We start from the raw sequence: 27,000 nt of genomic DNA on the forward strand, positions 1-27,000 counted from the left end.
GTATCAGATGTTCATTTTTCTAACTCTATCTAACATCATGAATAAAATTCAACCAAGGACAATTGTATTGGGTCTGTTTATCATACTTGCTGCTTTGTACCGTTTGCTGTTGGCAGATAATGCACAGTTGCCTTTTTCTAATTTTACGCCCATTGGTGCCATGGCCTTGTTTGGCGGCTGCTATTTTTACAATAAGGGCAAAGCATTTGCTTTTCCCTTGCTTTCATTGTGGATAGGCGATATTTTCCTCAACCGCTACTGGTATTTTGATGAGTGGGTAATTTTTTACGATGGCTTTGCCTGGGTGTATGCCAGCTTTTTAGGCATGGTGCTGATCGGCCGGTTTATCAAAAAAGTAAGCGTAATAAGTGTCGTACTTTCTGCCGTTTCTGCCGCCTTACTGCACTGGCTGGTTTCAGATTTAGGCGTATTGCTTTCAGGTGGTACGGATGTTACGACTGGATTACCTTATACCAGAGATTTGGAAGGTTTACTCAAGTGTTACTATCTGGCTATTCCATACATGCAAAACATGTTGGTTGGTAATCTGGTGTACTGTGCCTTGTTCTTTGGTGTTTTTGAACTCTTACAAAAACGCTATCCGGCACTGAAGTTACAAGTAGTTTCATGAAGAAATTTGTAAGCAGCTGGAGTGGAGGTAAGGATAGCTGTTATGCCTGTATGCTGGCGATTGCACAAGGAATGCAGCCAGTGGCATTGCTCAATATGATGAATGAAAACGGACAGGTGAGCCGGAGCCATGCGATTCCTAAACCTGTTCTGGAAAGGCAGGCGGCTGCCATGCAATTGCCACTCATTACCTCCCCAGCCAGCTGGAGCAATTACGAAGCTATATTTATTCAGAGCTTAGAACAAATTATTAAACAACACGGGATCAATACAGCTGTATTTGGTGATATCGATCTGCAGGCTCACCGGGATTGGGAAGAAATGGTTTGTAGCAAAACAGGCATAGAAGCAGTGCTTCCACTCTGGCAGCGCAACCGCAAAGAACTGGTATTGGAAATGATAGCCCATCCCATCAAAGCCTATATTGTTTCCTGCAACGAAACGATGGGTGAACATTTTCTGGGTAGAGAAATTAATGAAACGCTTGTAAGTGAACTGGAAGCGATCGGAGTAGATGCTTGCGGAGAAAATGGCGAATATCATACCCTGATGGTGAATTGTCCTTTGTTTACGGCCGAAATTCCAATCCGTTTCGGAGAGAGAATGCATCATGGGAATTACTGGTTTATAGAAATGGAATGAATGGGGGATTGAAAATTATTATCTATTAATCACATGATTATTTTCATTACAGGTGGCGAAAGGAGTGGCAAAAGCCGGTATGCCCAGAACAGAGCTTTGTCGCTCAGTGCCAATCCGGTATATGTGGCCACAGCCAGGCACTGGGGAGGCGATTTCGAAGACCGGATTCGCAGGCATCAGCAGGAGAGAGGCAGTGAATGGACAAATTATGAAGAAGAAAAGCTGGTAAGTGCATTGCCCTTGCAGCAGAAAGTGGTAGTAGTGGATTGTGTGACGCTCTGGCTTACAAACTTTTTCTCTGATTACAAAAGTGATGTTCAGGAGTCATTAACTGCTTTCAAAAGAGAAATAGATGCCTTGCAAAAGATAGATGCCACTTTTCTGATCGTGAGCAACGAGATTGGAATGGGTTTACATGCAACCACCGAAGTAGGAAGAAAATTTGTGGAACTGCAGGGATGGGCCAATCAACATGTAGCCAGTCTGGCAGAGGAAGTAATTTTTATGGTTTCTGGTATTCCGCTTCATGTAAAACCATCTTTAGAAAAATCGTAATTCAGTAGGTAACAGACCAATTCAACCATTTAAGCCTTTTATGAAATCATACTCCATTCAGCCGCTGAATGAAAATGTACGCAGAGAGTTACAGCAGAAAATTGATTATAAAACAAAACCTATTGGCGCTTTAGGGAAGCTAGAAGAACTGGCTTTACAAGTCGGTCTGATCCAGGGCACAGAGACTCCGGAATTACGTCATCCGCATGTGCTGGTGTTTGCCGCAGATCATGGCATTGCTAACAGTGGAGTAAGTGCCTATCCCCAGGAAGTTACCTGGCAGATGGTACAAAATTTCCTGAATGGAGGTGCGGCTATTAATGTTTTTTGTAACCAGCATCAGATTCAACTTTATGTAATTGATGCTGGCGTTAATTATACTTTCAATAATTATCATTCCCGGTTTATAAACGCAAAAATAGGATATGGCACTCAAAATTTTTTGGAGCAGCCAGCCATGACTTTAGCACAGGTATATCAATGTTTGCAGAAAGGGAATGAAGTAATTGAACTCATTTCTAAACAAGGTTGCAATATTGTGGGCTTTGGGGAAATGGGTATTGGCAATACATCTTCTGCCAGCCTGATTACCAGTTTGATCTGTGAACGGCCCATTGCAGAATGTACCGGAAAGGGAACCGGCATAGATGAAGCTGGCTTGATCCGGAAAATTGCTATTCTGGAAAAAGCTTTGAATCAACTGGGGAAACTAAGCAACTCACTGGATATACTGGCAACTTTTGGTGGATTTGAAATTGCCCAGATGGCAGGTGCTATGCTGGCTGCAGCTGAAAAGAAAATGATTTTACTAATTGACGGATTTATCAGTACCGCTGCTTTTCTGATTGCCCATTCCATAAATCCATTGGTAAAAGAATACGCTGTTTTTTGTCATCAGTCTGAAGAAATGGGGCATCAGATACAATTAGATTACTTACAGGTTGAACCTTTACTACATCTACATCTACGGCTGGGAGAAGGAACAGGAACAGCTTTGGCGTATCCATTAGTGCAGTCAGCTGTCGGTTTTTTCACAGAAATGGCTAGTTTTGAATCAGCTGGGGTAAGTAAGTGATGAAAGAACTACTATACCAGGAAGTGCGTATTTTCTTTACCGCACTCATGTTTTATACCCGGATTCCCTGCCCTAGTTTTGCCGACCACAAAGAAGAATACCTTAATAAAGCTACCAGGTATTTCCCTTTTATCGGTTTTATTGTAGCTTCTTTATCATTTGCCGCATTTGCCGGAGCGCAGTATTTATTCTCATCAGAACTCAGTGTACTTATCTCTATAATTGTTTCTGTTTTCACAACCGGCGCTTTTCACGAAGATGGTTTTGCCGATACCTGCGATGGGTTTGGTGGGGGATGGACGAAAGAGAAAATCCTCAACATTATGAAAGACAGCCGGATTGGAACTTATGGGGTGGTAGGGTTAGTACTCATACTTGGGGTAAAGTTTTTTGCCTTACTTGATATAAGTAACAAGGTGGGTTTACCTACATTCGGTCTTTATTTGGTTTGTGGACATGTATTGAGCCGGTTTTTCTCCATCCTGATTATCCGCTTACTGCCTTATTCCAGGGAAGATGCCAGCAGTAAAGTGAAGCCAATAGCCAAAGGCATTTCTGCTACCGACTTAATGGTTGCCAGTTTGTTCACAGCAGTTCCACTTGTGATTTTAGTTTTTCTGCATCCATTATTTCTACTGGTAATATTGCCTTTGCTGTTAACTACCCTCTACCTCAAGTGGTATTTTAATAAATGGATTGGTGGCTACACCGGTGACTGTCTGGGTGCCACACAGCAGGTAAATGAAGTTATCTTTTATCTGTCAATACTTTCCATATGGAAATTTATCTGATTCGGCATACAACTCCGCTGATAGAAAAAGGAATTTGTTACGGCAAGTCGGATATTCCCTTAGCCGAAAGCTTTGAGGAGGAATGGAAAAGGATACAGGAAAAATTACCGGAAAGTATAGATTGTATTTTCAGCAGTCCGCTTAGCAGATGTTTACTGTTAGCTGAAAAACTTCAGCAATCCTACCATGTTCCACTCTTGCAGGATATTCGGCTGATGGAAATGAACTTTGGGGAGTGGGAACTGAAAGCATGGAATGATATGGATCAGACTTCGTTGAACAAATGGATGAATAACTATGTATCTGAAATTTGCCCGGGCGGCGAGTCCTATTCAGATTTAATTTACCGGGTAAAAGAGTTTATCCAGGAATTGAGAAAACTATCCGATAAGAAAATTCTTATTATCACGCATGGAGGTGTTATTAAATCATTCTATACCTTACTGGATATTTACACTCCCGAAGAAGCGATGAAACAGCCGGTTGTGTATGGAGGAATTTATCAGTTTATGCTATAAAAACGTATAATAACGAGTTGAAAACCACTCTCTCGTCAACCAGCATTTTTTATCAATTCCTTGTTTTTAGGAATTTTCGTGGCGCTACGGCAAACAGGCTAAAACTAACCAGCATCGCATGATTGAGTTGATTACGGATCAATGCATTTCTGGCCGGGCCGGTTTTGTCGGAGAGGCTGAAATTAATATTGGAACGTAAGCCAGCTTCCAGTCCGAACCAGAGCCAGTCGTGTATTTCACGCTCAAAAGAAATTAAATACCGGATCTCTGCCTTTTGAAGGTAAAAATTCCCTCTCTTTGCCAGTACAGAATCTGCCAGCCGGATATTATACCGGGCTCCATTTAATTCGGTAGAGGCAAAAAATAAGGTTTTCTCATTGAGTGAATAGCGAACTTTTACTTTGGTTGGGAGCATGGTTTCCAGACCCCAGTGTTTATTAAATGTATGATTGTAGGAAATCAGGGGAGAAATCACCGGACGGCCAAAATTGTAGCCATAAGCGAATCCAAACGCATAAGAAGTATTATCATTCGCTTTCCAGCCGATCAAAGGAGCTATACTGAACTGAAGGAAATTTTTCTTGGAAATTCCATCTGCGCCATAATCTCCATTCAGGTCGCCGCTTGCCCGAAGTAAAAAGTACCTCTTGCCCCGCCAGGGTTTTACTACGTAAATAGAACCTCCAATGCTTTTAAGCGATTTATCCTCCAGGCTTTTATATAAGGGATATTCCTCATTCTGAGGCGGCTCAAATTTATATTCTTCCACATTATAATGAATACCGGCTGCGATGGCAAAATTAGGTTTGGAAATGATGGGTAACCTGAGTTTGAATTCCCACCTGCGATTGCTGCTTACTTGTCCACTTCCGCTCCGGAGCATGTCGCTTTTGGAATTAGAGCGGATGCCATAATCCATAATACGTTCCTGACGGATGATAATTCCCTTGGTCCGGGGCATACCCGTTACGGCAGGTACACAATAACTCGAATCAGTACAATTGAGAATAGACTCCTGCGCCAGCAGGGGGAATACCCATTGCAGGCAAAAAGCAATGGACAAGATATACTTCATATATGAAAGAAAGATGCAATTTCAAATGTACGCAGTTTGACTCTACTTCACCTCACGAAATATCTATTGAATCAGAGATGTACTTTATTACTAAATTTTTTAAAAGTAAACTGATATTTTAACGTATAATATCTAATATTTGGTATGACTATTTTTTGCCATAAATTGTTCCGTTTTCCAGTAACTGTGGCTACCTGCGTACATTCAATTTAGTTGAATATTTCCGGTATGTCAACGCCTAAGTCTGCCTGTCTGCATGAGTGCAAAATTGGGTTTAGGATGGGCAGAAATGGCCTACTGTTATATTATACCTATAGTAGTAGCAATATGCAATTGACTGCCCATTCTAAATAACCTTTTTATTGCTGAAAACGGGTATAATGTTTGTCGAACAAAGCCTGGTAATGAGGAGCTTCTGCCGGGATTTCCTCTTTCATCACGGTGGCCAGCTGGTTAAGGATGACCAGGTTTTCCTGCAAAGCAACTCTGTTTGTGATTTGATTATCCAGGTAATAACTCAAATTTTCATCTGCCCGTCTTGCCATGGTGCTGGCTATTTGAAGCGCTTTTTTCTGTTCGCCTACAGCCATCAGCGGAGCTACATACAACGAGCAAATCCTGTCATAGGGAATACTTTCATCTGGTATGGTTTTCAGCGAATGCAGCAGTACTTCTTTGGCTTTGGCCTGATTGTTTTCATTCAAAAACTGAGTAGCTAACTGTAAATAACTCAACCGTCCCCAGTTGCTGATATAGTTACGGTGCACTTCATCATGATACACCTTGGGATCATCCAGTCCCCGCCATTCGCATTTATTCATGAGATTATCATAGGAAATATCAGCATTTACAAAACCTTGTTCTGCTCCTGGAACCTGTACAGGCAGTAAACGGCAAACCATTCCTTCAATTTGGGTATAAGAAGACAAGTTATATTTGGCAGCGGTAAATAAAGAAGAGAAATAAATTGGCCTTTCCCAATTGTTGTTAGCCAGAATGTCCAGAAAAACCAGATCGTCTTTAAACAGGTGATCTTTGTTAAGCTCAAATTCCATAGAATCTTTTAGCAATCCCTGTAATTCTTTGGGAATGAAATTTTTCTGTAAAACAGCTTGTCTGTTTACCGGTAGAACTAATTTATTGGAAGGCAAAATGTTTATGCTTTCTCCATTTTGTAGCGGAACTTTTAAGGCCGGGTGATCATCACGGATGAGTTTGAGGTATTCCTGCAAGTTGATCCCCTTTTTGATATTCGGATTTTCATAATAAAAGATCTGATTGTTAGCAGAAGCTACATAATTTTCTGGTTTCAGGGAGATAGGCAGCGGCTCAGAATCGTAGGTTTTGCGCTTAAGCTGGTCAATATACCAGTCGGTGCCCATAAACTGAGTAACACATACCCGTACATCCCTTCGTACACCTTCCACTTCCTGCGCATACCAGAGCGGATAGGTATCATTGTCGCCATTGGTGAACAGAATGGCATTCGGTGCACAGGAGTTGAGCAGATTTTTAGCTGAGTCCACAGCAAAGTATCTTCCGGAACGATCGTGGTCATCCCAGTTCTGACTGGCTAAAATCACAGGGATTGTTGCACATAGTGCACCGGCAATAACTGGCCGAAGCATCTCCTGTTTTACCAGTTTGCTGATATAATCGCAAATAGCCAGAACACCAAGTCCCATCCAGATGGCAAAGGCATAAAATGAGCCAACATAAATATAATCGCGTTCTCTGGGTTCAGTAGGAGGGGAATTTAAATACAGTACAAGCGCAATTCCAGTGAGGAAAAATAGCAGGGTAACAAATAAAAAGCTTTGCTTATGTCTGGCAAACTGATAGATCAAACCCAGCACACCCAGAATAAGGGGCAGCATATAAAACTGATTATGCGCTTTATTATTAGAAATTTCAGAAGGAAGTTTACTATCTGAACTTAGTGATGCCATCCAGCCTGCGCCTTCCTGATCTGAGTCTTTTCCGGCAAAATTCCACATAAAATACCGGCCATACATATGCCCTAGCTGATACGAAAACAGAAAGCGCAGATTATCGCCCATGGAAGGTTTTTCTCCTTCCCGTATTCCCAGCATCTGGCGGTATAGTTGGGCATGATTTCTGTCACGGCTATACATTCTGGGGAAAATGGTGCTTTGTTTAGGATCATAGGTGTTTTTGAACTCATAATCGTACACTTCATATTTATCCTTACCCTTTTTGTATTTTACTGCTCCTTTCTGCTGATCAATAATATCTGCAGTGAAATATTGTCCATAAAACAGCGGCCGCCCACTGCCATATTGTTCCATGTTCAGATACGACATAAAGCCGGTAATATCATTGGGGTTATTCAGGTTTACCGGCGGATTATACTGTACCCGGATCATAATGATCGAATAAGAAGAATACCCAATGAGTATAAAAGCAACACCCAGCAAAGCTGTATTCAGACTCACTTTATTTTTCCGGATGGAATAATAAATGCCATATACCAGCGCACCAATCAGTAATGAGGCGAATACAATTAAACCACTATTAAAGGGTAATCCCAGGGTGTTTACAAAAAATACATCAAACTTTCCGGCAACAGAAGGCAAACCTGTTCTCAAACCCACCATCAGCACTCCAATGATACACAGGCCAACAAAAAGGGAAAGGAAACCACCTTTGAAAGTAGGTTTGTATTTTTTAAAATAATAGGCAAGGGCAAGTGCCGGAATGGTAACCAGGTTCAATAGGTGCGTTCCAATGGAAAGCCCTATAATATAGGCAATTAAGATCAGCCATCGATTAGCGGCACTTTCTTCTACTATATGTTCCCATTTGAGGATAGCCCATACGACAAATGCTGTAAATAAGGTTGACATGGCATATACCTCGCTTTCAACGGCAGAAAACCAGAATGTATCTGTAAACGCATAAGCAAGGGCGCCAATCGCACCGGCAACCATTAAACCTACTGTTTGAGGCATAGCAGGTACATCAGAGGTTTTCATTACCTTCTGCCCCAGCAGCGTAATTGTCCAGAATAGGAACAGGATGGTGAAGGCACTGCACAAGGCAGATAAAATGTTAATCCAGAAAGCAACCTGTGCAGTATCTCCTACAGCTAAAAACGAAAACATTCTTCCGACCAGCAAAAAGAATGGAGCGCCAGGAGGATGCTGAATCAGTAATTTGTAAGAGCTGGCAATAAACTCACCACAATCCCAGAGACTTGCCGTGGGTTCTACCGTGTTGACATATACCGCTAAAGCGCTGGCAAATACGCTCCAGCCAGTCAGGTTGTTTATCTTCCTGTAATTGTTCATATGAAAAAGTGAGAAAGGAAATTTACTACGAATACTACTTAGAATTTATTACTTAAACAAGATGTTTGCGTCACCAGCTTTTGAAAAACAAAATGAGCTGATCATCTATAATAATTTGCTTCATTATTACTTTATTCCGCTACAGTTTTATTTTTTGAATCACTGCTTGTTTTCATTGATAATCTGAAAAATACATCAAAGTGGCCCAGTTCTCCGTACATAAGCAAAACTGAAATAAGCATGTGCTTAGTATGTATAACCATTATGATTTTATTATGAAAACTAATCTGAAAACCAAACACAATAATTTATTTCTGACAAGTGTTGCCATGGCAGCATTGGCATATTATAAACAAACCATTCAGGCTAACCAGGGCGGACCAGGTAATACGAGTATGGATGGCAACAGAGGTAGTGCAGGGCAGGGTGGAAACCAGACAGGAAATACTGGTGGTTCTGATGATTTTGATGACAGGAACGAACCTGTAAATGAATTTGCTTCTGAGGGAGAACAGGAAGAGAATGAAGACAATAAACGCATTACGGAGAACGACCCCGATGCTATCGGAAAAATGACCGGCCGGACGGTGGATGAATCGTCACTTGATCTGACAGATGGTGGCACTACTGGCAATATGTATTCATCTTCAGATGGCGCTACCACGGCTGGACAAGTGACTACACCGGCAGAAGCTATAGAATCACCCCAGGAAAATTACGGGGCAGGTGCGGTGATTAAAAGTGGCGATATTGGTTCATCCAATGCAGGTAAAGATCCATCTTCTCCAGGTGGCAAATATGTGGAAGTCCACAGAAAGCCAGGCGAAAGAATTCCTGGTACTGGTAGTGGGGCAGCTTCCAACGATAGGGGAGAAAGAATTGAAGATATAGACAGTGGCACTGGTTCTGCCCAACGGGGAAATCAGGCTGGCGTAGATGATACGGATGAAGGAACCATTGTTGATCTTTAGAAAGAAAAAAGAGTGACTTATATTATTGTAGAACAAGTATGGATAAAACAAAAACCCGGATACTTAAATATCCGGATTTTTTATATTTATACAGAATAGTCCTGTAAATTACAATATACTATATGAAAGGCTGAAGCAGACGCACACCTGAATGACAACGCAGTTTTTTCAAGGCCTTTTCTTTAATCTGCCGTACTCTCTCCTGGGTTAATCCCATGCTTTCTGCAATGTCTTCCATGGTTTGGTTGTATTCAAAACCAATTCCGAACAAACGGCGGATAATTTCCTGTTCACGGTCGGCAAGCGTAGACAGCAAACGGGCTAATTCCACTTTCAGTGATTCTCTATCTGGAAGAATCGTATTAGCTGGGTCAGCATCAGGATTTTTGATAACGTCCAGTAATGAGTTTCCTTCATCCTCTTCGAATGGTGCATCCAGCGAAGACTGACGAATAGAAGCTGTATTCGTGCTTTTAATATCATCTACATGGATACCGAGAAAGTCGGCCAGTTCCTCATTGGTAGGCTCACGCTCAAATCGCTGCTCCATAATGGAAGCAGCATTACTGATTTTAGACAATTCACCAATTTTATTGGCCGGAATACGCACTATCCGTGAATTATTTGCCAATGCTTCCATAATCGCCTGACGGATCCACCAAACGGCATACGAAATAAATTTGAAGCCTTTGGTTTCGTCGAACATTTTAGCAGCTTTGATCAGGCCTACATTTCCTTCGTTGATAAGGTCGTTGAGTGGGATTTTGCTGTGATGATACTGTTTTGCTACAGACACAACAAATCTCAAATTAGCTTTTACTAATTTCTCAAGAGCCACCTGATCGCCTAATTTAATTCTGCGGGCAAGTTCTACTTCTTCATCCGGCGTGATCAGTTCTACTTTAGAAATGTCGTTGAAGTACTTCTCTATAGTAGCACTATCGCGGTTTGTGATTAAATTGGTTATTTTTAACTGTCTCATTACTTTAGTTTACTCATTTATTTCATTATCAATAATTCTCAAACAATAGTATGCAAGCCGAACATGTTTGGGCATGAACAGCCATTTTCTTTATAAATTTATTCTGCCAAAAAAATGTGAGGAAAACTCAAACTGAATCCCCATAAGATAAGGATAAGTAACCTTACTGTTTCAGGGTGTAGACGGGAAATATGGTTAGTTGTATTCAAAAAGTATAATCCGGCTAATTTATCCATCACTGCATTCCTGGTTATTGCTTCTTTGCTTAATACAATTTGTGATTCAGAAAAGTTTTCATAATCCCAAATTTTTTTTCATATTTAAGTAATTGATTCATAACCTTGTAGTAATATGGGAGTAAAAAATAGCAGATTTGTTACTGAATTTTGAGCTATTGGAATACAAAAGTAATAGATTATTGGAAATATCAATTAAAATTTTTTAGCTTGGATAAATATTAAATTTTTGCAGAATTTGGCCAAAGAACTTAATCCTATTGAAATTTAACATGCAGGATGAGGTGAAGAGTTTGATTATATAAACGTTGTGAAGAATATAATATTGTATAGGGTGAATAATTATGAATTAATTTTTCAAAAAAAACATGCCATCGAAGAATAGTAATAATGTATATAAAAATATAGGAAGTAAAATAAAAGACTTTCACTGGATTTACGTCAATATTGGTCCTTCCGTAGCAAAGAGTGCCCTCGAGTCTTCCTATGGAAATGATGCTGACGAAATTTTCAAAGGATTAGAAGTATATCATCAATATGGCATGGATGTATACATGAATCCTAAGGATGAGCGTGAAGTTTGAATGCATGTGAGGGATAGGATGAATATGATATATTTGTGAACAGCAAATAAATAAACGACACTTGTGTAATTGTTCACTGCCCAGATCATATAATCTTCTCACTTCATGAATCCAAATATAGCCAGCCTCTATACTATTGCATCCAAATCTGAACGAACCATAATTGGATTAATGTCCGGTACCTCCCTTGATGGCCTGGATGTGGCTTTATGCCGGTTCAAAGGAAGTGGCCTCTCTACTGAAGTCGAATTGCTGCAATTTGAAACTGTACCTTATACAGAAGAGATAAAAAAAGAGATCAGGCCAGTATTTTCAAAGCGCGACACTGACCTCCAGCAGATTTGCCTCTTAAATGCCTGGATTGGTACCTTGCATGCATCTATGATTCTGGATTGCCTCCAAAAATGGAATATTCCTCCACAACAAGTTGACCTGATCGCCAGTCACGGCCAAACCATTTATCATGCGCCTAAACATTTACATCAGATAGTTCAATTTCCGAATGCAACTCTTCAGATTGGGGATGGAGATCATATTGCGGTAAAAACTGGTATTATTACCATGAGCGATTTCAGGCAGAAACATATTGCTGCCGGAGGGGAGGGCGCACCCCTTGCTGTTTACGGCGATTATATACTGTTTTCAAAAAAAGGAGAAGACCGGATCATGTTGAATATGGGAGGTATTGCAAATTTTACGTATTTGCCCGGAAATTTAGATGCTTCCCAGATGTTTTCTACGGATGTAGGTACTGGCAATACGCTGATAGATGCATTTACAAGATTATATTTTAACAAACCTTTTGATGAAAATGGATCGATAGCCGATAGTGGGAAAGTAAACCAGGAATTATTGAGAAGTTTAAAAGGGCATCCTTTTTTTCAGGCAGGCTTTCCTAAAACGACCGGTCCGGAACTGTTTAATATTGCTTACGTGCAACAGGCACAGCAACAGTCCCAAACGCAGGGTTTATCTGCGGAAGACATCATAGCAACACTCACCAGATTTACCGCAGAATCGATTGCAGATGCCATTCTTCGTTGCTTTTCTATTATTACGCCTGTTATCTATGCCAGTGGAGGGGGCATGCACAATCCGGTTATCATGCGAATGCTACGGATTTTGCTGCCAGGATATATTTTTAAAGATACTTCTGCCCTGCAAATTGCTCCGGATGCCAAAGAAGCAGTGCTATTTGCTATTCTCGCCAACGAAAGTATTGCTGGCGAAAGCCTTCAAAATCAGTCAAAAAGTCCTGGTATTCCTGGAGTTTATATGGGAAAAGTCTCATTTGCTCTATAGGTAAATCCAATAATTTATTATCAGAAAACTTCTGCTCTCTAGTAATATATCTTCTTTTATATATATAAAATCTTTGGAAGCTGCAATTTTAGGTGTTGTTTTCTTAAATAATTATGCCTTGTTTTGAATGATTGTTTATATTCATTACATACACTTTTTTAAATTTCTTTTAGTTTGGGAAATATTATACTTCATACAAGAACACTTTTAATGCAATTTTTACTTTTAAGTAATTAATAGTCAGTGTTTTAATTTGATGGATTTTTATTGTGTTAAGCTAGTCCTGTATTCTAGGATGGTTTGCGGTTAAAAAGCCTTGAATGTATGTGTAAAATATTACACTCATGCTATTTAATTCCTTTCATTTTGCTGCATTTTTACCGATTGTCTTTGTTCTTTACTGGTTTGTATTCAATAAAAGACTACATGTACAAAATCTGCTTATTGTCGTAGTTAGTTATGTATTTTATGGCTGGTGGGACTGGCGTTTTCTTTTTCTGATATTTTTTAGCAGTATACTCGATTACGTTATTGGGTTAAACATAGACAGGACAGATAATACCAGTAAACGTAAATGGCTCTTATATACTAGTCTGATTGTGAATCTGGGGATGCTTGGATTCTTCAAGTATTTCAACTTTTTTGTCGATTCATTTGTAGACGCTTTTGGCTCTCTTGGAATCACCTTGCAGGCAACTACACTGCAGATTATCCTTCCCGTAGGTATCAGTTTTTATACCTTTCAGACCTTAAGCTACACTATTGATATTTATCGCAGAACCCTGAAAGCAACGGATGACCCGGTGGCCTTTCTGGCGTTTGTAAGCTTTTTTCCACAACTCGTAGCCGGACCCATCGAGCGGGCTTCTAATCTGTTGCCACAATTTTATGTAGAAAGAAAGTTTGACACAGCCAAGGCAGCGGATGGCATGCGGCAGATTTTGTGGGGTTTATTTAAAAAAGTAGTGATAGCCGATACCTGTGCAGGTATGGTAAATAGAATTTTCGATAACCATGAAGCTCTGCCAGGAAGTGTTTTGTTATTGGGGGCTGTATATTTTGCTTTCCAGATTTATGGAGATTTTTCAGGATATTCGGATATAGCCATTGGTACAGCTAAATTATTTGGTTTTGATTTGATGCGGAATTTTGCTTATCCCTATTTTTCCCGAGATATGGCCGAATTCTGGCGCCGGTGGCATATTTCACTGTCTACCTGGTTTAAAGATTATTTGTACATACCCTTAGGAGGGAGCCGGGGAACTTTGTTAAAAACTGTCAGAAATACGCTCATTATATTTACCGTAAGCGGATTCTGGCATGGTGCCAACTGGACCTTTGTAGCTTGGGGATTTTTAAACGGACTCTATTTTTTGCCGTTGCTGCTGGGTAATAAAAACAGGTCTCATCTTAATATAGCGGCTGAAGGAAAGCTATTGCCCTCAGCAAAAGAAGTGTTTCAGATGGCTACAACTTTTCTGCTTACCTGCATCGCCTGGGTTTTTTTCAGGGCAGCAAATATAAGCCAGGCGTTCAACTACCTGCAAGAGATGTTTTCCTGGAGCTTATTTACGCTTCCCTCTCAGGAGTATCTTAAGTATATGCCCTGGATTTTAGTTTTGGTGCTCATTGAATGGATACAACGGGAAAAGGCTCATCCGCTTACCATTGAAACTACGCCAGTGCTGGTAAGATGGTCGGCTTACTTTCTGGTGTTTTTTATAGTATTTAAAAATTTCTTTACCAACAATGCCAATGACTTTATCTATTTCCAGTTTTAATTCATTCATACATTGGGTTTTCTAACTATTTAAGTTCGATTTTCCAGCATATGTTAAACTACCTAATCAATGAAGAAATTTTTGTTAAAATGTACACTTTTTGCAACAGGTATCGGAACACTATTTATCATTCTGCTTATATATAAGGTATCTACCGAGAACCCATTTTCCGTATTGTTTCACCTGAAAAACAGGCAATTAGTACAGCTCAGCAATGAGCCAAAAATGATCATTATCGGAGGATCGAATGCCAGATATGGGTTTGATTCCAGATTTCTGGAAAAGAAATTAGGCAGGCCGGTTATAAACGCAGCTATTACCTATCATCAGGGATTAGCTTATTATCTGGAATGGAGCAAAAAGCATTTAAAAGCGGGTGATTATGTGCTTCTTTCTCCCGAATATACACTTTCTTCTTCCAGAGAAGGATTGTTCGGTACCCATAAATTAATTGATGTTGCCTATCAGAATAAAGATTTTAGAAATTTTTTGCTGAGCGATAGCCGCATATTGTTTAATCAATTGATTCAAACACATTCAATAGTAAACCAGTCGATGGAGAGCCTGCTTACAAACGATCCGGAGAAGAAGGAATTACTGGCTTCACACAACCTGCATGGAGATGCTATTAATTGTATCGGGAAAAGCAAAAATTTTGTACCTACCAAAATCACCATACAAAAACCTGATCAGCAATATTTTGAATTGCTAAATGAGTATGCAGCTTTTTGCCGGTCAAAAGGGGTGAAAGTGTTCATAAGTTTTCCGCCTGCAAGAAAGAAATCAGTTACAATGGAAATCGCCCCCAGCGCTGTTGTAGCACAAACGAAACAAAAAGTTTCAGACTTCACCGTTTTGAACACACCTGAAAGTGCTTTGTATCCGGACAGGTATTTTTTTGATTCTTCATATCATCTTAACCAGGATGGCAAACAGCTACATACACAGCAGGTATATACCAATCTGCAACAGATATTATCAAAACAAAATGATCCGTTGTTAATAGATTGATAATGCAAGTATTAAGTAGTGAGTACAAAATATTTAGATGATAAAGGCATCATGTTTAAAGGCTGAATTCATTGATCGATTCAGCCTTTGTATTCAATTTTGAAATTACTGTTACATTAAAATAGCGCTGATTCTACATACTAAATCTACATTCAACCTCTCACTTTTTTCCTTTGCGTGCTTCCTTCTTATAATCCTGCAAATAAGCCTCAGTCGGTTTACGGGTGCCTACCAGCCGGAAAAAGGTAATAATATTTTCTTTATCTTCCCGCAACGCCCTTGCAAATGGTTCTTTCGGTTTATCCTGGTAATCTGCTATATACTGCGCTTTAATCGCACTGGCTTGTTCCCCTGGCAATAACTCAGCACAAGTAATATCTACCAGGCCAGTGCGTTCCCACATTTTCTTCCACCAGTCTGCCGTATGAATAAAATACCAGTACCTGGAATAATCAGCTTTCAGAAAAGGAGGTACCTGGGCAAAAGTTTCTATCTCATGAGTAAATCCCACATCTACAATGCCTACTCTTCCATCAGGTTTTAGAAATTTGGCCAGATAAGGTAAATATTTATCATCAGTACCAAAATATGTGTAAGAATCAATCACGACAATGGCATCAAAAAAGGACTCTGGAAAAGGTAAATGTCTGGCATCTATCTGCAAAGGGAATACCTTGTTCTGGCACTCACTATCACAGATTCGCTTATAGTTTTCAGTAGCAGAAATTGCTTCATCGATTGCCCACACTTCTACTTCATATTCTTTGGCCAGAAATATGGCACTAATCGCCTTGCCGCAAGCCAGGTCTAATACCCGCATTCCTGGTTTGAGCGGCATAACCTGCAACAAACTCTCCAGATTAAATAAAACATTCTCCCCCATAGAATTGTCTTTCACCCATTTATCGTCGTACTTGGCACTTCTGGGAAATAGGTTTTGAATTGGTTTCATATAATTGAGTATTGGTTAGTGATTGTTGTACTAAAACAGAATAAGTGAATATTTATATAAACTGTTTATCGTGAATTGAAGTTATTTTTTTCAGGTAAACAATTATCTTGCTGCCCGAAAATAATAGCTGTTTCCTGAGAAAATTTATCTCATGCAACCAAGAGAGATTCTTCATTTGTTTAAATAATAAAACCATTTCATAATTTTACACATGCAATCATTAGTAGATTTTATAGGAAAAACGCCACTGGTTACTCTAAACAGAATTGTAAACAAACCTGGTGTTCAGTTACTTGGAAAACTGGAAGGGCATAATCCGGCAGGAAGTGTAAAAGACCGGGCAGCCTATGGAATGATCAAAGGAGCCATCGACAGGGGAGAATTGAAACCAGGAATGAAATTAATTGAAGCCACCAGTGGAAATACAGGTATTGCGCTTGCGATGATTGCCCGTTTATTTAATGTAGAAATAGAACTTGTCATGCCCGAAAATGCCACCAAAGAACGTATCCAGACAATGGAAGCTTATGGAGCAAAGGTAATTTTAACCTCTGAAGAAGGCTCGATGGAGGAAGCAATTGATTATACACTGGCACAGGTGGAGAAGGGAGGCTACCTGATGCTCAATCAGTTTGGGAATCCGGATAATTATATGGCTCATTACCGCACCACTGGTCCGGAAGTATGGGAAGATACCGCAGGAAAAGTTACGCATTTTGTTTCCTCTATGGGTACGACCGGTACGATTATGGGAGTTTCCAGATTCCTGAAAGAAAAAAACAAAGAGGTACAGATTGTGGGTGTACAACCCATAGAAGGATCTCATATTCCCGGTATCCGCAGGTGGCCCGAAGCATATTTACCCAAAATTTTTGAAAGAGAACGTGTCGATACAATCATTGATGTATCTGAAGAAGAAGCGGTAGCCATGACCAAACGCCTGGCTAAAGAAGAAGGAGTATTTGCCGGTATGAGTAGTGGCGGAGCTGTGGCAGCCAGCCTGAAACTCATAAATGAACTCGATTCGGGTATGGTGGTTTGTATCATTTGCGACCGGGGCGACCGTTATTTATCATCTGATTTGTTCAATTAATGCTTTCCTAGTTTCTGTTTTAGTTAAACCAGTTAAATCTGTTTTATTCCATTGAGACTAAAATTACCCAGGGTCAGAATTGCAAAAACGTATCTGGTAGAGGCTTTCATGATTGTGTTCAGTGTGCTGCTCGCCCTGATGTTGAATGAAGTGCGGAATAGCTGGATGGAACACCATCAGACGGAACAGATTTTAAGCAATGTGCAGGTGGAAATTATTTGGAATCAGCAAATTGTAAAGAAACTGGTATCCTTTCATAACTCGGTAGTAGATACTATATAGGGTGCCTTAAACAACGATAGCCTTCAGGAGAAATTGATTGGAAATATAGGGTTTAAATTTTATTTGCTGGCACCGAAAGGAATTATTCAGGAGAACATTCATACAACCTCCTGGCAGATTGCACTCAATAGCAATATAGCCTTGCGTACTGATTTTAAAACAACGATGCACTTAACTGAATTTTATGACCAGCAGCAATTGGTAAAAGATGCTATATATGCCCTGGTGGCTATTTATGAAAGCCGGGAACCCCATAAAAAGGAGAATCTGAAAGAGACATTAATCCTGTTAAGAAATTCGATGAGTGAATTACAAGGACGGGAAAACAGATTGATCTCTTATTATCAGGAAGCACTCCAGGTGCTGGATTCGCACTGATCAAAAGTAAAGATAGTAGTAGGCAGATTTATTGTCTATATGTTTACAGAAATGTTCATTATATCTTTTTGTATCAACATGTATAATGCCTCAAATACAAATAATTATCTTTTTTATTACGCTAGTACTTTAATGTAAAAATTGCCTGATATAGAGTTGGTGTAACTTTGTTACTTAGAAGAATAATCTAATCTCTTCTAAAAATATGACAAAAATACTATTTGAAGAAAACTTTATTGTTTGCTATTTTAATCCGGAGATACCTGTACTGGCACACCGGTGGAAATCCCACCCTTCAAGCAGCGATTTACGTGCTGCACTTATGAGAATGATCACGCATTTCAAAGAACTCAAAAAAAACCATCCGCAATTAACCTGGTGTGGCGATACTACAAATCTGGGAGTGATTTCTCTGGATACACAAGCCTGGCTTACAAAAGAGTGGCCTGGAATTATGGTGGGCGCTGGCATAAAATATCATGCTCTGGTAGTTCCCAAGGATGTATTTGCCAAATTTGCCATGAATAAGTTTAAAAATAATCTGGATGATCATCATGGTGAACAGATAGTTATTAGTCAGTTTGCAGATGAGTCCTCTGCCTTTCAATGGTTGCGGCATAGTGTCTCTCTGGTAAAAGTTTAAATGATATAATTACAGAAATCAGGTATTTAAAAAGCCCTCAATTAATTTTTATAAAATTAGTTGAGGGCTTTTTCGTGGGATACGCAAAACAGAATTATATTGCTTCTATGCAGCAACTCCCGAGAAAAAAAATTGAAGTAAAAGGCCGGATCTGGCTTGAAGCAGAAGGAATAAAGTTTATAGGTCCCGGAAGAATCCAATTGCTCGAATTAATCAAAGAACACGGCTCTATTTCTCAGGCCGCAAAAATTATGGGCATGTCGTACCGCAAAGCCTGGATTCTGATAGATGAAATGAACACAGTCTCTTCCACCCCGGTTGTACTTACCCAAAAGGGAGGACAAAGTGGGGGAGGAGCTCAGGTAACACAAACCGGAGATTTTCTGATTTCCTACTTTAAAACATTATATGATCGCTATAACTCCTTTCTGGCACAGGAAGAAAAGGCGTTTGCAAAATTAATGGACAATTTTCAGGATAAATAAATTTTCGTTGTATATTAGGGTATATAACGAAACAGATGCGCTTGGTATACGCATCTGTTTTTATAAGAAGTGATATGTATACTTGTATATAACGATTGATTTTAATAAACACTAAATCTATATGCATCTTTATAAACAAACAAAATGGCTCCTATTGATTTTTGCCTGTTCGCTTATAGCTTCAAACGCTTTATCACAGTCTGTTTCTGAAAAACAGGGTATTTCTGTAAGCGGAGAAGTTACAAAGGCAATAAGCTTAAAAGCAGCAGATATCAGCACCTTGAAACATATACATGTTAAGGCCAAAGATAAGGATGGTGCCATACATACCTATAGTGGTGTACCACTGATCACTATTTTAGAACAGGCAGGCGTATCATTGGGGAGCCAGCTAAAGGGAGATAATCTTTCTAATTTTATACTGATAAATGCGGCTGATGGCTATGAAGTCTTATTTTCACTGGCAGAAGTAGATCCTGAATTTACCGACAGAACTATTTTGTTAGCTGATAAGCAGGATGGAAAACCATTACCCACAGGAATTGGCCCTTACCGTATCGTTATTCCCGCAGAAAAAAAACATGCCCGCTGGATCCGGAGAGTAGTTTCAATCCAGGTTCTCTCGGCTAAACAATAATGGCCTTTGGACCATTAGCCGTTTCTTGCTTTGCATTTCAGTATGCTCAGAGTCTTAAACCGGATTGTAATTATTTTTTTTGTATCAGATAATAAGTCTTACGCCGCCCAACTCTGAAATCTGGTAGGGGAACCGGTCGCCAGGAGAGCCAATGAACATGAAGTTTTTAGGAATATTCCATTTTAGCGATAATTCATCAATAAGCCGGGGGCCAAATTGCCCTTTCATTACAATAAAATCCACTACAAACTCAGGGTAGGCCCTGTCTAATACATCAATATCATAGGCCAGATGTTCAGGTACTTTATGATTTTCGTTTTCTATGGCTACGATTTTTATCCGGTGGGTATCTTCATTCTTTATGATGTATTGCATTACTTTATTGATATTTACCACATTATCACCTTTGGTAAAATACACAAACTCTTGTGAATTGATTTCCCGCATGGTTCTCCGGATGTGCGATTCTTTCAATACTTTATTCGTCAAAATCTTCCGGATAGGGGCAGAGGATGATTTTACGATAAATAGGATTAACCGTAATAATTCAATGCGGTAAAGCATAATGCCTACGATTGCTACGGTAGGAATAAAATATTTGATAAATACCCACAGGTACGCAGGATTCATTACGGCATTGCCAATTAAAGCAGCAAGTACAGCACCAATGGCTATAAACAAAGCCCATCCTGAAGCACGTTCCGGCCTGGGCAAACGGGCTCTGCGGAATTTTAACAATATATTGCCTAAGCCAAACAAAACCATTACTGATAAAAAAGAAATGGTATATACGCCGGCTAAGGCGCCTAATTCCCCCTTAGTAATAAATAAAATAGAAATACAGAGCAGAAAAAAGGCAATCATAATCCGGTAGGTGGTACCTCTTTTATTGGTTTTAAGCAAAAACTGCGGGAGGCAACGGTCCAGGGTCATCCGGTGAACAAGGCCGCTCACACCTACATATGACGTAAGCACAGCACCGCTGAGTACTAAAACAGCATCAATGGATACAAGCCAGGCCAGCCATTTTCCACCTGAAAGATCACCCATATAAGCCAATAAGGCCTCTTGGTGCTCGCCTACATCATTTATAGGTACCAGAGATAAAGCCAACAATGCCATGAGTGGATTAAATATGCTTACAACAATCCACATATTCCGTAGCGTTCTGGGGAATACACCGCTGGCTTGTTCTTCTACAAAATTAGCCGAACTCTCAAATCCTGAAATACCAAGCATCGCCGCCGAAAATCCAAAAAACAAGGCACTGACAAGGCTGCCTTTTACTGGCAACTGATAATTAGCAAATAAGGTATCTAATCCATTTCCCATCAGGTAGATGCCGCATGCAATTGCCAGCAAAACAAGTGTGGCTAGGTGGATGAGAAAGATTGCAATGGCCACTTTTGAAGATTCGCCGATTCCCATAATGGTTAAAGCCATAAATAAAGCCAGGACGCCTACCGTTGCCCAGATCACCGGCAATCCTTCCCAGAGAATGTGTACATAGTGCATGGCTTCGCTGGCGGAAATAACAGCCGTTGCCATATAGGAAAGCAAAGTAAGGCAGGCCGCCATTGAAGCTGTAGCTTTACTAGTTGTATTCAGCAGGGCATTATAAGCCCCACCATTCAAGGGAAGAGCGCCTACTACTTCTCCATAAATGCTTCTGAACAGATATAAAACCAGAGAAACGATGAGTAAAGCGACCCAGGCATACTGACCGGCATAGATGATGGCCAGGGCCGATACATATAAGCAGGAAGAACTAATATCGTTGCCACAAATAGCCGTTGCAGGCAATTCGGTCAGCTTATGAGGATGTGGGGTTGCAAGGATATCCTTTACCTCTTGCTTGAGCTGCTCCATAAGGATGAATATAAATTAAAAGCAGTCTTATTATTTAATTGAAAGTAGAAAAAAATTAATAACAATTGCTTTTTTCTTTTATAAATTCTAACGCAGTTCACTCAAAAGAGTTATCAGCTTTAAAGGCTGTTGCAGGATGAACTAAAGTGAATACTCATACTTCATTTTACATGACTCCAGTAAATTTGAAGCTCAATTTTTCTCTGGAAGCCAGAGCTTTCTGACTAATGAAAATACCTGAACCGCCTTACGAAACCATTTTGTGTGCAGATTCTCATTTTCAGGCATTAAAAGCAGAGTATCTTCCTTTTGATAGTAAAAGTGTACAAAAACGAACAGTATCTGTTCTGAATACGAACACTCGTGGAGAGTTGTAGCACAATTCCTGGAACAGTCATTTATTCTCTACGATAATGTGAAGCAGTTATATTAACCGCCCATCGGCTGTTTTTGCCATTCATCGATTAGTTTTCTTGTATGGGTAACTTCTTTGGCCATTTCTCTATCAAATGGTATAAAATTCACATATACACAAGCACACACAAATTAGTAATCAAACAAAAAACAACATACACTCATGAAAACTCTATTCATTTCCACTCCTGTAATGCGTAATTTAGTAGCCGCTTTTGCTTTGGCTTTCACCCTTTTTGCTGGCAATGCTTCTGCCCAAAGTGTACAGTTCGCTGATAATGCGGCCATCCATACACAGACTTCAGATCAATTTAAAGTAGCTGTATTTCCTGTACAAAACTCATTAACCATGAAAGTGCTGTTTGAAAACCCGGCTCAGGAAAAAGTAACGGTCATGATCAAAAACAGCGATCATGAGGTTGTCTACAAAAAAGAAGTTGGTAAAGTAGCTATCTTCAATGGCAAGTTCGATGTTTCTAAAATGACAGATGGTACCTATACCATGGTAATCGAAAGCAAACATCAGAGCTATTCTAATGCCTTCTCTGTAGAGACCTATCAGGAGCGCATTGCCAGAGCTTTGTAAGAAACATTTTATCCATAGTCTATATTCTCTTTTTCAAACAGGCAGGTGATCTTTCTCCTGCCTGTTTTCTTTTGGTTAGTTATGCAAAAAATTACAAGTAGTTCCCAGATATGATGTGTCTCATGTTCGATTCACATTTATTGCAACATTAATCGGTGAAGAGAGTAAAAGTGTATGCAAACTATTATTTCTTATGGAACGATATTCTTACTCTGTAGCCAGATTTTTCCTGCTTATTATATTACTTGTACAAGCAAGCGCTTGCAATAGACAAGGAACATCTGCTGCCGAAAATACTCAAAAACCTAAAAACATCAGGCTGGTGGTAGGAAAGATCAAAGAAGTACAAATGCCTGTGCCGGCAGATACTACCATTCAACTGGTCGCTTCTTCAGAAAATAATGAAATAGTGGATGTGAGCAAACAAACCGTTGAGCAGACACTATCTCAAAATCAAACAAAAGAAACTTTTCTGATCAAAGCCATAACCCCTGGAACAGTGAAAGTTACTTTCTCCCGGAAAAAAGTAAATGAAGAAGGAGCAGGAGATATTACCCAAACGTATCTGGTACGTGTGGTAAATAAATGATTTCCTTAGCCTATAATTTAATATTCTCATCCTTACCCAAGATGATTCCATATTTCACCGGCCTGCCGCTTTTTTATTCCCAGATCAGTCGGCAAATAATTGCCAATTCAAACTTTTTTGAAAAAAAATAAAATATTTTTCAAAAAAGACTTGACTCTCACCTTACGTCATAGCTTATGTTTGTATCATCAATCGATGCAAACAATGAAAAATTACTCTGTCAAACAACTTTCCAGACTTGCCGGTGTGAGTATACGCACACTTCATCTCTATGACCAGATGGGGCTCTTAAAGCCAGCCATCCGTACGGAGGCCAGGTATCGGTTGTATGGAGAAAAACAGCTATTGCGGCTTCAGCAAATTCTTTTTTATAAGGAAATGGATTTTAGCCTCGAAGAAATCGGCCACATTCTAGATAAGCCGGACTTCGACATGCTACAAGCCATGGAGCATCACAAAACAGCTCTCCAATACCGCTATGACAGGTTATATACATTGTTGCAAACGGTTGATAAAACTATTTCACATTTAAAAGGAACTATTATGTTAACTCCAGAAGAATTATATGAAGGTCTGCCAAAAGATAAGGCAGAAGCCTACCGCAAGGAAGCCATTGCTGAATATGGTGAAAGTACTGTGGCCAGATCGGAAAATTATTTGCGGCAACTCAGCAAGCAAGATTTTGCAAAGCTCAAAGCAGAAAACCAGCAGATTGCAAAGACTCTCTTTTCCATGCTACAGGAAGATCCGGCCAGTGATAAAGTACAACAACAGATCAAGCGTCATTATGCAATTATCCGCACTTTCTGGGGTACCGCTAATTCACCCGATCCGCAAGCAGATGCCTATGCCGGTCTTGGTCAATTATATGTATCTGATGAAAGATTTACAATGGCAGAGGGAATACCTCAGCCGGAATATGCCTTATTTATGAGCAAAGCCATGCGCCATTTTGCAGACACGCAATTGAAATAGGCTTTTTGTGAGTAGATTAAGCAAACAGCTATCGGATTTTTGAATACACTGAATAGTCGCAACTCATGTGTTTACGAGATTTAAATACCTGTGAACAAATTGGGTTGTGGCTATTTTACTGTGCAGATGTCCACTTCATCCCTTACAGGAATATTATGCCTTTTCCATGTTTGGTAATACCACAATAAACTTAGTCATTTTGCCATACTGGCTTTCCAGACTGATCTTACCCTTCATTTTCTCTACGGTTTGTTTTACGATATATAATCCCAAACCAGATCCGTCTGTATGTTCGGTAGCCCGGTAGAACATGTCAAATATTTTGGCGATGTGATCTTCTTTAATACCAATGCCATTATCTGTAAAGGTGAGTACCGCTTGTTTTGGTGTCTGGTCCACTAATACCTGTAAATAATGACTCTCTGCATATGGATTCTGGTACTTGATGGCATTAGAGACAATATTGTTGAATAAGATCTTCAGTCTGAACAAATCACCGTAAAATGCTGAATTTTCGCCTTTATACTCCAGGGTAATGTCTATGCTATCAAAACCTTTCATATAGGCAAGGTCATGCTTAGATTGCTCTAAAAGTGCGCCGAAGTCAATTAACTGGGCTTCTGTGACATTCCGGTTGGCTTTTGCGTAACTGATCATCGATTGCACAAACCTATCCAGGGTCAAAACCCGGTTTTCGATATGATTAATATATACAGGCCATTGAGATTGATCAGGATCAACTTTCATTACATTCGTTAGCCCTAAAACAGATGTGAGGGGAGAACGGATATCATGGGACATTTTGTAAACCAGCTGATCGAGCTCAAAATTACGTGCCGCTAGTTCATCTACTGTATGCTGGAGTTCTTCCTGCTGCGTTTTTAGTTCTTCATTGGCTGCAGAAAGTTCTTCTTCGCCGGCAAGTAAAGCCTTGTTTTTCTCCTCGAATTGTTGATTGAGCTTCATAAGCCGGTTTACCAGTTCTTTAATCTCACTTTCCTGCTCCAGTTTTTCTGTTACCTCCCGGCCTACCATGGTAGCACCAATTACAGACCCTTTGGCATCATACATGGGACTGTACACAGACTCAAAATACCTGGTATCGTTTGAACCCATTTCTGCTTCATGCATCATCATATAGGTTTCGCCCTGTAAAGCTCTGTACCAGGAAAGTTTTACTCCTTCTGCTAAGTCAGGCCTGTTTGCCAGTACCTCAATTAGGTTACTGTCTTTATCTATCAATTTTCCTGCTACATTGGCAAAACTCTTACGTCCGGGAGAATTGATGGCAAGTATAGAATAGTTTTTATCAATGGCTACAACCATATCCTGGGTGCTTTCAATGATCCCTTGCAGAGTAGCCAGGGAAGATGCAATCTGTTCCTGTGTTTTTATCCGGTCTGATACATTATTGAAAACCGCTACCGCTCCAATCAGTTTTCCGCTAGCATCTGTTAAAGGACTCGCATTCATAATTATAAATACGCCTTCTTTTGTTTTTTTGTGTTTATAATATCCCAGATGGTCAAATACAGTTTCCCCACTCAGGGCTTTTATGACAGGAATTTCTTCCGGAGGAAGAATGGTTTTTTTATCGGGATAAAAAGATTCTACCTGCTGCGCCCATTCCTCATAATTTTTTGTAGACAGATCGATTGGAATGGCTGTACGGGCTGTTTTATTGGAAAGTACAAAATTCTTTTCCAAGTCTATCACCATTACCCCTTCCTGCATACAGTCAAATACCAGCTTCAGCAGGTTTTTCTGTTCCCTGAGTTTTACTTCAGTATTTTTAAGTTCATTAATTATTCGCGTAATCACCAGTACACCTGATATTGCTCCATCTGAATAGTCGGGAAACATCATCGTCTGGAAATGGACGGTATGGGTAGGAAGGTTTACATGATTATGATGCATCACTTCTTTGCCAGTATCCAGAACCTGCTGTAAATCATTCGTCCACTGGGTAAAATTTTCCTGCGAAATACCAAGCAAAGGAGCCATTTCTTTGGTGGTTTTTCCCAGAAACTGACCCGTAGTCAACTTCTTAGCCTGCCTGAGCAATTCCTGGTTTACAAAAGTGAACCGTAACTGTTTGTCAAATCTGGAAATCAGATCGCCTGACTGATTAACCATACTTGTCAGGGAATCCAGGGAAATAGAAGGTGCTTTCTTTGCTGTCTCCTTTGTTTCTTTTGCTTTCGGACCAGGTTGATTTTGTAGTTGAATAAAATAGAGTAAATTATCCTGATTCAGGTGTGTTTTCCAGGTGATGGGAGCAGTTTTAACGGTATTGGTGCGCAAAGCAAATGTCAGTTCTTTTGTTTCTCCATTATTCAGAGAAGTAATCAATGCATGTACCTCTTTCAGGGCTTTGGCAGGTATAAATTTTTGCAAAGGATCGTTGGCCCATACCGGAATACCTGCCAGTTGTTCAAAGGCATCATTCCATTTCACCAATAGCAGATCAGGTGTTAAACAACATTGGGCCAGCGGAGATAACTGAAAAAAGATTTCTGCATCCATGATACGTCCAGTATAGAGAAGCTAAGCAGCTTGGTTTTAAGGTAGTAAAATTATGATCAATAACAGATTGCCCTCTTTAAATGTAATACGAATTTTAATAATGGTAC

At 39.8% G+C, this 27,000-nt stretch carries 26 protein-coding genes; 20 read left to right on the plus strand and 6 right to left on the minus strand.

Features of this window, described 5'->3' with window-relative positions; all coding sequences use genetic code 11:
• The first annotated feature begins 37 nt into the window (after nt 1-37).
• From GXP67_RS32705 to cobC, 6 genes are read left to right on the plus strand one after another with little or no spacing between them, the layout of a single operon-like run.
• Complete coding sequence (locus GXP67_RS32705) at nt 38-631, plus strand: DUF6580 family putative transport protein (RefSeq protein ID WP_162447009.1); 594 nt, start codon at nt 38-40, stop codon at nt 629-631.
• On the plus strand, nt 628-1,272 hold the full coding sequence (locus tag GXP67_RS32710; protein WP_162447010.1) for a Dph6-related ATP pyrophosphatase: 645 nt from the start codon (nt 628-630) through the stop codon (nt 1,270-1,272). The genes GXP67_RS32705 and GXP67_RS32710 overlap by 4 nt, the downstream gene beginning before the upstream one ends.
• A 33-nt stretch (nt 1,273-1,305) precedes the next feature.
• Nucleotides 1,306-1,827: a bifunctional adenosylcobinamide kinase/adenosylcobinamide-phosphate guanylyltransferase gene (locus GXP67_RS32715; protein ID WP_162447011.1), complete on the plus strand. Its 522-nt coding sequence runs from the start codon at nt 1,306-1,308 to the stop codon at nt 1,825-1,827.
• A 40-nt stretch (nt 1,828-1,867) separates the two neighbouring features.
• Nucleotides 1,868-2,902 (plus strand): nicotinate-nucleotide--dimethylbenzimidazole phosphoribosyltransferase, encoded by a 1,035-nt coding sequence (cobT, locus tag GXP67_RS32720; protein WP_162447012.1) that lies wholly within the window; start codon nt 1,868-1,870, stop codon nt 2,900-2,902.
• On the plus strand, nt 2,902-3,693 hold the full coding sequence (locus tag GXP67_RS32725; protein ID WP_162447013.1) for an adenosylcobinamide-GDP ribazoletransferase: 792 nt from the start codon (nt 2,902-2,904) through the stop codon (nt 3,691-3,693). Before cobT ends, GXP67_RS32725 begins: the two co-directional genes overlap by 1 nt.
• Nucleotides 3,678-4,211: an alpha-ribazole phosphatase gene (cobC, locus tag GXP67_RS32730; RefSeq protein WP_162447014.1), complete on the plus strand. Its 534-nt coding sequence runs from the start codon at nt 3,678-3,680 to the stop codon at nt 4,209-4,211. Before GXP67_RS32725 ends, cobC begins: the two co-directional genes overlap by 16 nt.
• 52 nt (nt 4,212-4,263) lie before the next feature.
• Here cobC and GXP67_RS32735 read toward each other — a convergent pair whose 3' ends face one another.
• Both GXP67_RS32735 and GXP67_RS32740 read right to left on the minus strand, forming a co-directional pair.
• Nucleotides 4,264-5,286: a DUF6268 family outer membrane beta-barrel protein gene (locus GXP67_RS32735; protein ID WP_162447015.1), complete on the minus strand. Its 1,023-nt coding sequence runs from the start codon at nt 5,284-5,286 to the stop codon at nt 4,264-4,266.
• Between the two features lie 359 nt (nt 5,287-5,645).
• Entirely contained in the window at nt 5,646-8,597 is a 2,952-nt protein-coding gene (locus GXP67_RS32740) for a glycosyltransferase family 117 protein (RefSeq protein ID WP_162447016.1), read from the minus strand.
• Between the two features lie 275 nt (nt 8,598-8,872).
• Between GXP67_RS32740 and GXP67_RS32745 the strand changes: the two genes are divergently transcribed.
• Nucleotides 8,873-9,568 carry a hypothetical protein gene (locus tag GXP67_RS32745; RefSeq protein WP_162447017.1) on the plus strand — a complete coding sequence of 232 codons (696 nt, stop codon included), beginning with the start codon at nt 8,873-8,875 and terminating at the stop codon, nt 9,566-9,568.
• 118 nt (nt 9,569-9,686) lie between these two features.
• On the opposite strand, the gene GXP67_RS32750 is transcribed toward GXP67_RS32745, so the two are convergent.
• Nucleotides 9,687-10,550 (minus strand): sigma-70 family RNA polymerase sigma factor, encoded by an 864-nt coding sequence (locus GXP67_RS32750; RefSeq protein ID WP_162447018.1) that lies wholly within the window; start codon nt 10,548-10,550, stop codon nt 9,687-9,689.
• A gap of 604 nt (nt 10,551-11,154) precedes the next feature.
• Here GXP67_RS32750 and GXP67_RS32755 point away from each other — a divergent pair.
• From GXP67_RS32755 to GXP67_RS32770, 4 genes are all read left to right on the plus strand, one after another.
• Nucleotides 11,155-11,370, plus strand: a complete 216-nt coding sequence (locus GXP67_RS32755) for a hypothetical protein (RefSeq protein WP_162447019.1) — start codon at nt 11,155-11,157, stop codon at nt 11,368-11,370.
• Between the two features lie 105 nt (nt 11,371-11,475).
• The gene (locus GXP67_RS32760) at nt 11,476-12,672 is read left to right on the plus strand and encodes an anhydro-N-acetylmuramic acid kinase (RefSeq protein ID WP_162447020.1); all 1,197 of its coding nucleotides are present in this window, start codon (nt 11,476-11,478) and stop codon (nt 12,670-12,672) included.
• A 344-nt stretch (nt 12,673-13,016) separates the two neighbouring features.
• The gene (locus GXP67_RS32765) at nt 13,017-14,453 is read left to right on the plus strand and encodes an MBOAT family O-acyltransferase (protein WP_162447021.1); all 1,437 of its coding nucleotides are present in this window, start codon (nt 13,017-13,019) and stop codon (nt 14,451-14,453) included.
• 69 nt (nt 14,454-14,522) lie between these two features.
• Nucleotides 14,523-15,464 (plus strand): hypothetical protein, encoded by a 942-nt coding sequence (locus GXP67_RS32770; protein WP_162447022.1) that lies wholly within the window; start codon nt 14,523-14,525, stop codon nt 15,462-15,464.
• 160 nt (nt 15,465-15,624) lie between these two features.
• Here GXP67_RS32770 and GXP67_RS32775 read toward each other — a convergent pair whose 3' ends face one another.
• On the minus strand, nt 15,625-16,416 hold the full coding sequence (locus GXP67_RS32775) for an SAM-dependent methyltransferase (RefSeq protein ID WP_162447023.1): 792 nt from the start codon (nt 16,414-16,416) through the stop codon (nt 15,625-15,627).
• 211 nt (nt 16,417-16,627) lie between these two features.
• Between GXP67_RS32775 and cysM the strand changes: the two genes are divergently transcribed.
• The 6 genes from cysM to GXP67_RS32805 all read left to right on the plus strand — a co-directional run bounded on the left by cysM (nt 16,628) and on the right by GXP67_RS32805 (nt 19,934).
• On the plus strand, nt 16,628-17,509 hold the full coding sequence (gene cysM / locus GXP67_RS32780) for a cysteine synthase CysM (RefSeq protein WP_162447024.1): 882 nt from the start codon (nt 16,628-16,630) through the stop codon (nt 17,507-17,509).
• A gap of 51 nt (nt 17,510-17,560) precedes the next feature.
• The gene (locus tag GXP67_RS32785) at nt 17,561-17,791 is read left to right on the plus strand and encodes a hypothetical protein (RefSeq protein WP_162447025.1); all 231 of its coding nucleotides are present in this window, start codon (nt 17,561-17,563) and stop codon (nt 17,789-17,791) included.
• 33 nt (nt 17,792-17,824) lie between these two features.
• Nucleotides 17,825-18,169: a hypothetical protein gene (locus GXP67_RS32790; RefSeq protein WP_162447026.1), complete on the plus strand. Its 345-nt coding sequence runs from the start codon at nt 17,825-17,827 to the stop codon at nt 18,167-18,169.
• Between the two features lie 205 nt (nt 18,170-18,374).
• The gene (locus tag GXP67_RS32795; protein ID WP_162447027.1) at nt 18,375-18,812 is read left to right on the plus strand and encodes a hypothetical protein; all 438 of its coding nucleotides are present in this window, start codon (nt 18,375-18,377) and stop codon (nt 18,810-18,812) included.
• A gap of 74 nt (nt 18,813-18,886) precedes the next feature.
• Nucleotides 18,887-19,297 carry a winged helix-turn-helix domain-containing protein gene (locus GXP67_RS32800; RefSeq protein WP_232064734.1) on the plus strand — a complete coding sequence of 137 codons (411 nt, stop codon included), beginning with the start codon at nt 18,887-18,889 and terminating at the stop codon, nt 19,295-19,297.
• 121 nt (nt 19,298-19,418) lie between these two features.
• Nucleotides 19,419-19,934: a molybdopterin-dependent oxidoreductase gene (locus GXP67_RS32805; protein WP_162447028.1), complete on the plus strand. Its 516-nt coding sequence runs from the start codon at nt 19,419-19,421 to the stop codon at nt 19,932-19,934.
• Between the two features lie 84 nt (nt 19,935-20,018).
• Here the strand turns inward: GXP67_RS32805 and GXP67_RS32810 are convergent, their stop codons facing one another.
• On the minus strand, nt 20,019-21,803 hold the full coding sequence (locus GXP67_RS32810; protein WP_162447029.1) for an APC family permease: 1,785 nt from the start codon (nt 21,801-21,803) through the stop codon (nt 20,019-20,021).
• A 577-nt stretch (nt 21,804-22,380) separates the two neighbouring features.
• Here GXP67_RS32810 and GXP67_RS32815 point away from each other — a divergent pair.
• The 3 genes from GXP67_RS32815 (at nt 22,381) to GXP67_RS32825 (ending at nt 24,367) form a co-directional block, all read left to right on the plus strand.
• Nucleotides 22,381-22,803, plus strand: a complete 423-nt coding sequence (locus GXP67_RS32815) for a T9SS type A sorting domain-containing protein (protein WP_162447030.1) — start codon at nt 22,381-22,383, stop codon at nt 22,801-22,803.
• 193 nt (nt 22,804-22,996) lie between these two features.
• Nucleotides 22,997-23,392 (plus strand): hypothetical protein, encoded by a 396-nt coding sequence (locus tag GXP67_RS32820; RefSeq protein WP_162447031.1) that lies wholly within the window; start codon nt 22,997-22,999, stop codon nt 23,390-23,392.
• Nucleotides 23,393-23,596: 204 nt separating this feature from the next.
• Complete coding sequence (locus GXP67_RS32825) at nt 23,597-24,367, plus strand: MerR family transcriptional regulator (protein WP_162447032.1); 771 nt, start codon at nt 23,597-23,599, stop codon at nt 24,365-24,367.
• Nucleotides 24,368-24,520: 153 nt separating this feature from the next.
• On the opposite strand, the gene GXP67_RS32830 is transcribed toward GXP67_RS32825, so the two are convergent.
• A complete protein-coding gene (locus GXP67_RS32830; RefSeq protein WP_162447033.1) occupies nt 24,521-26,893 on the minus strand; it encodes a PAS domain-containing protein in 2,373 nt (790 codons plus the stop codon).
• Nucleotides 26,894-27,000 lie beyond the last annotated feature (107 nt).

It is taken from the genome of Rhodocytophaga rosea (genome assembly GCF_010119975.1).
In the GTDB taxonomy this organism is placed as follows: domain Bacteria; phylum Bacteroidota; class Bacteroidia; order Cytophagales; family 172606-1; genus Rhodocytophaga; species Rhodocytophaga rosea.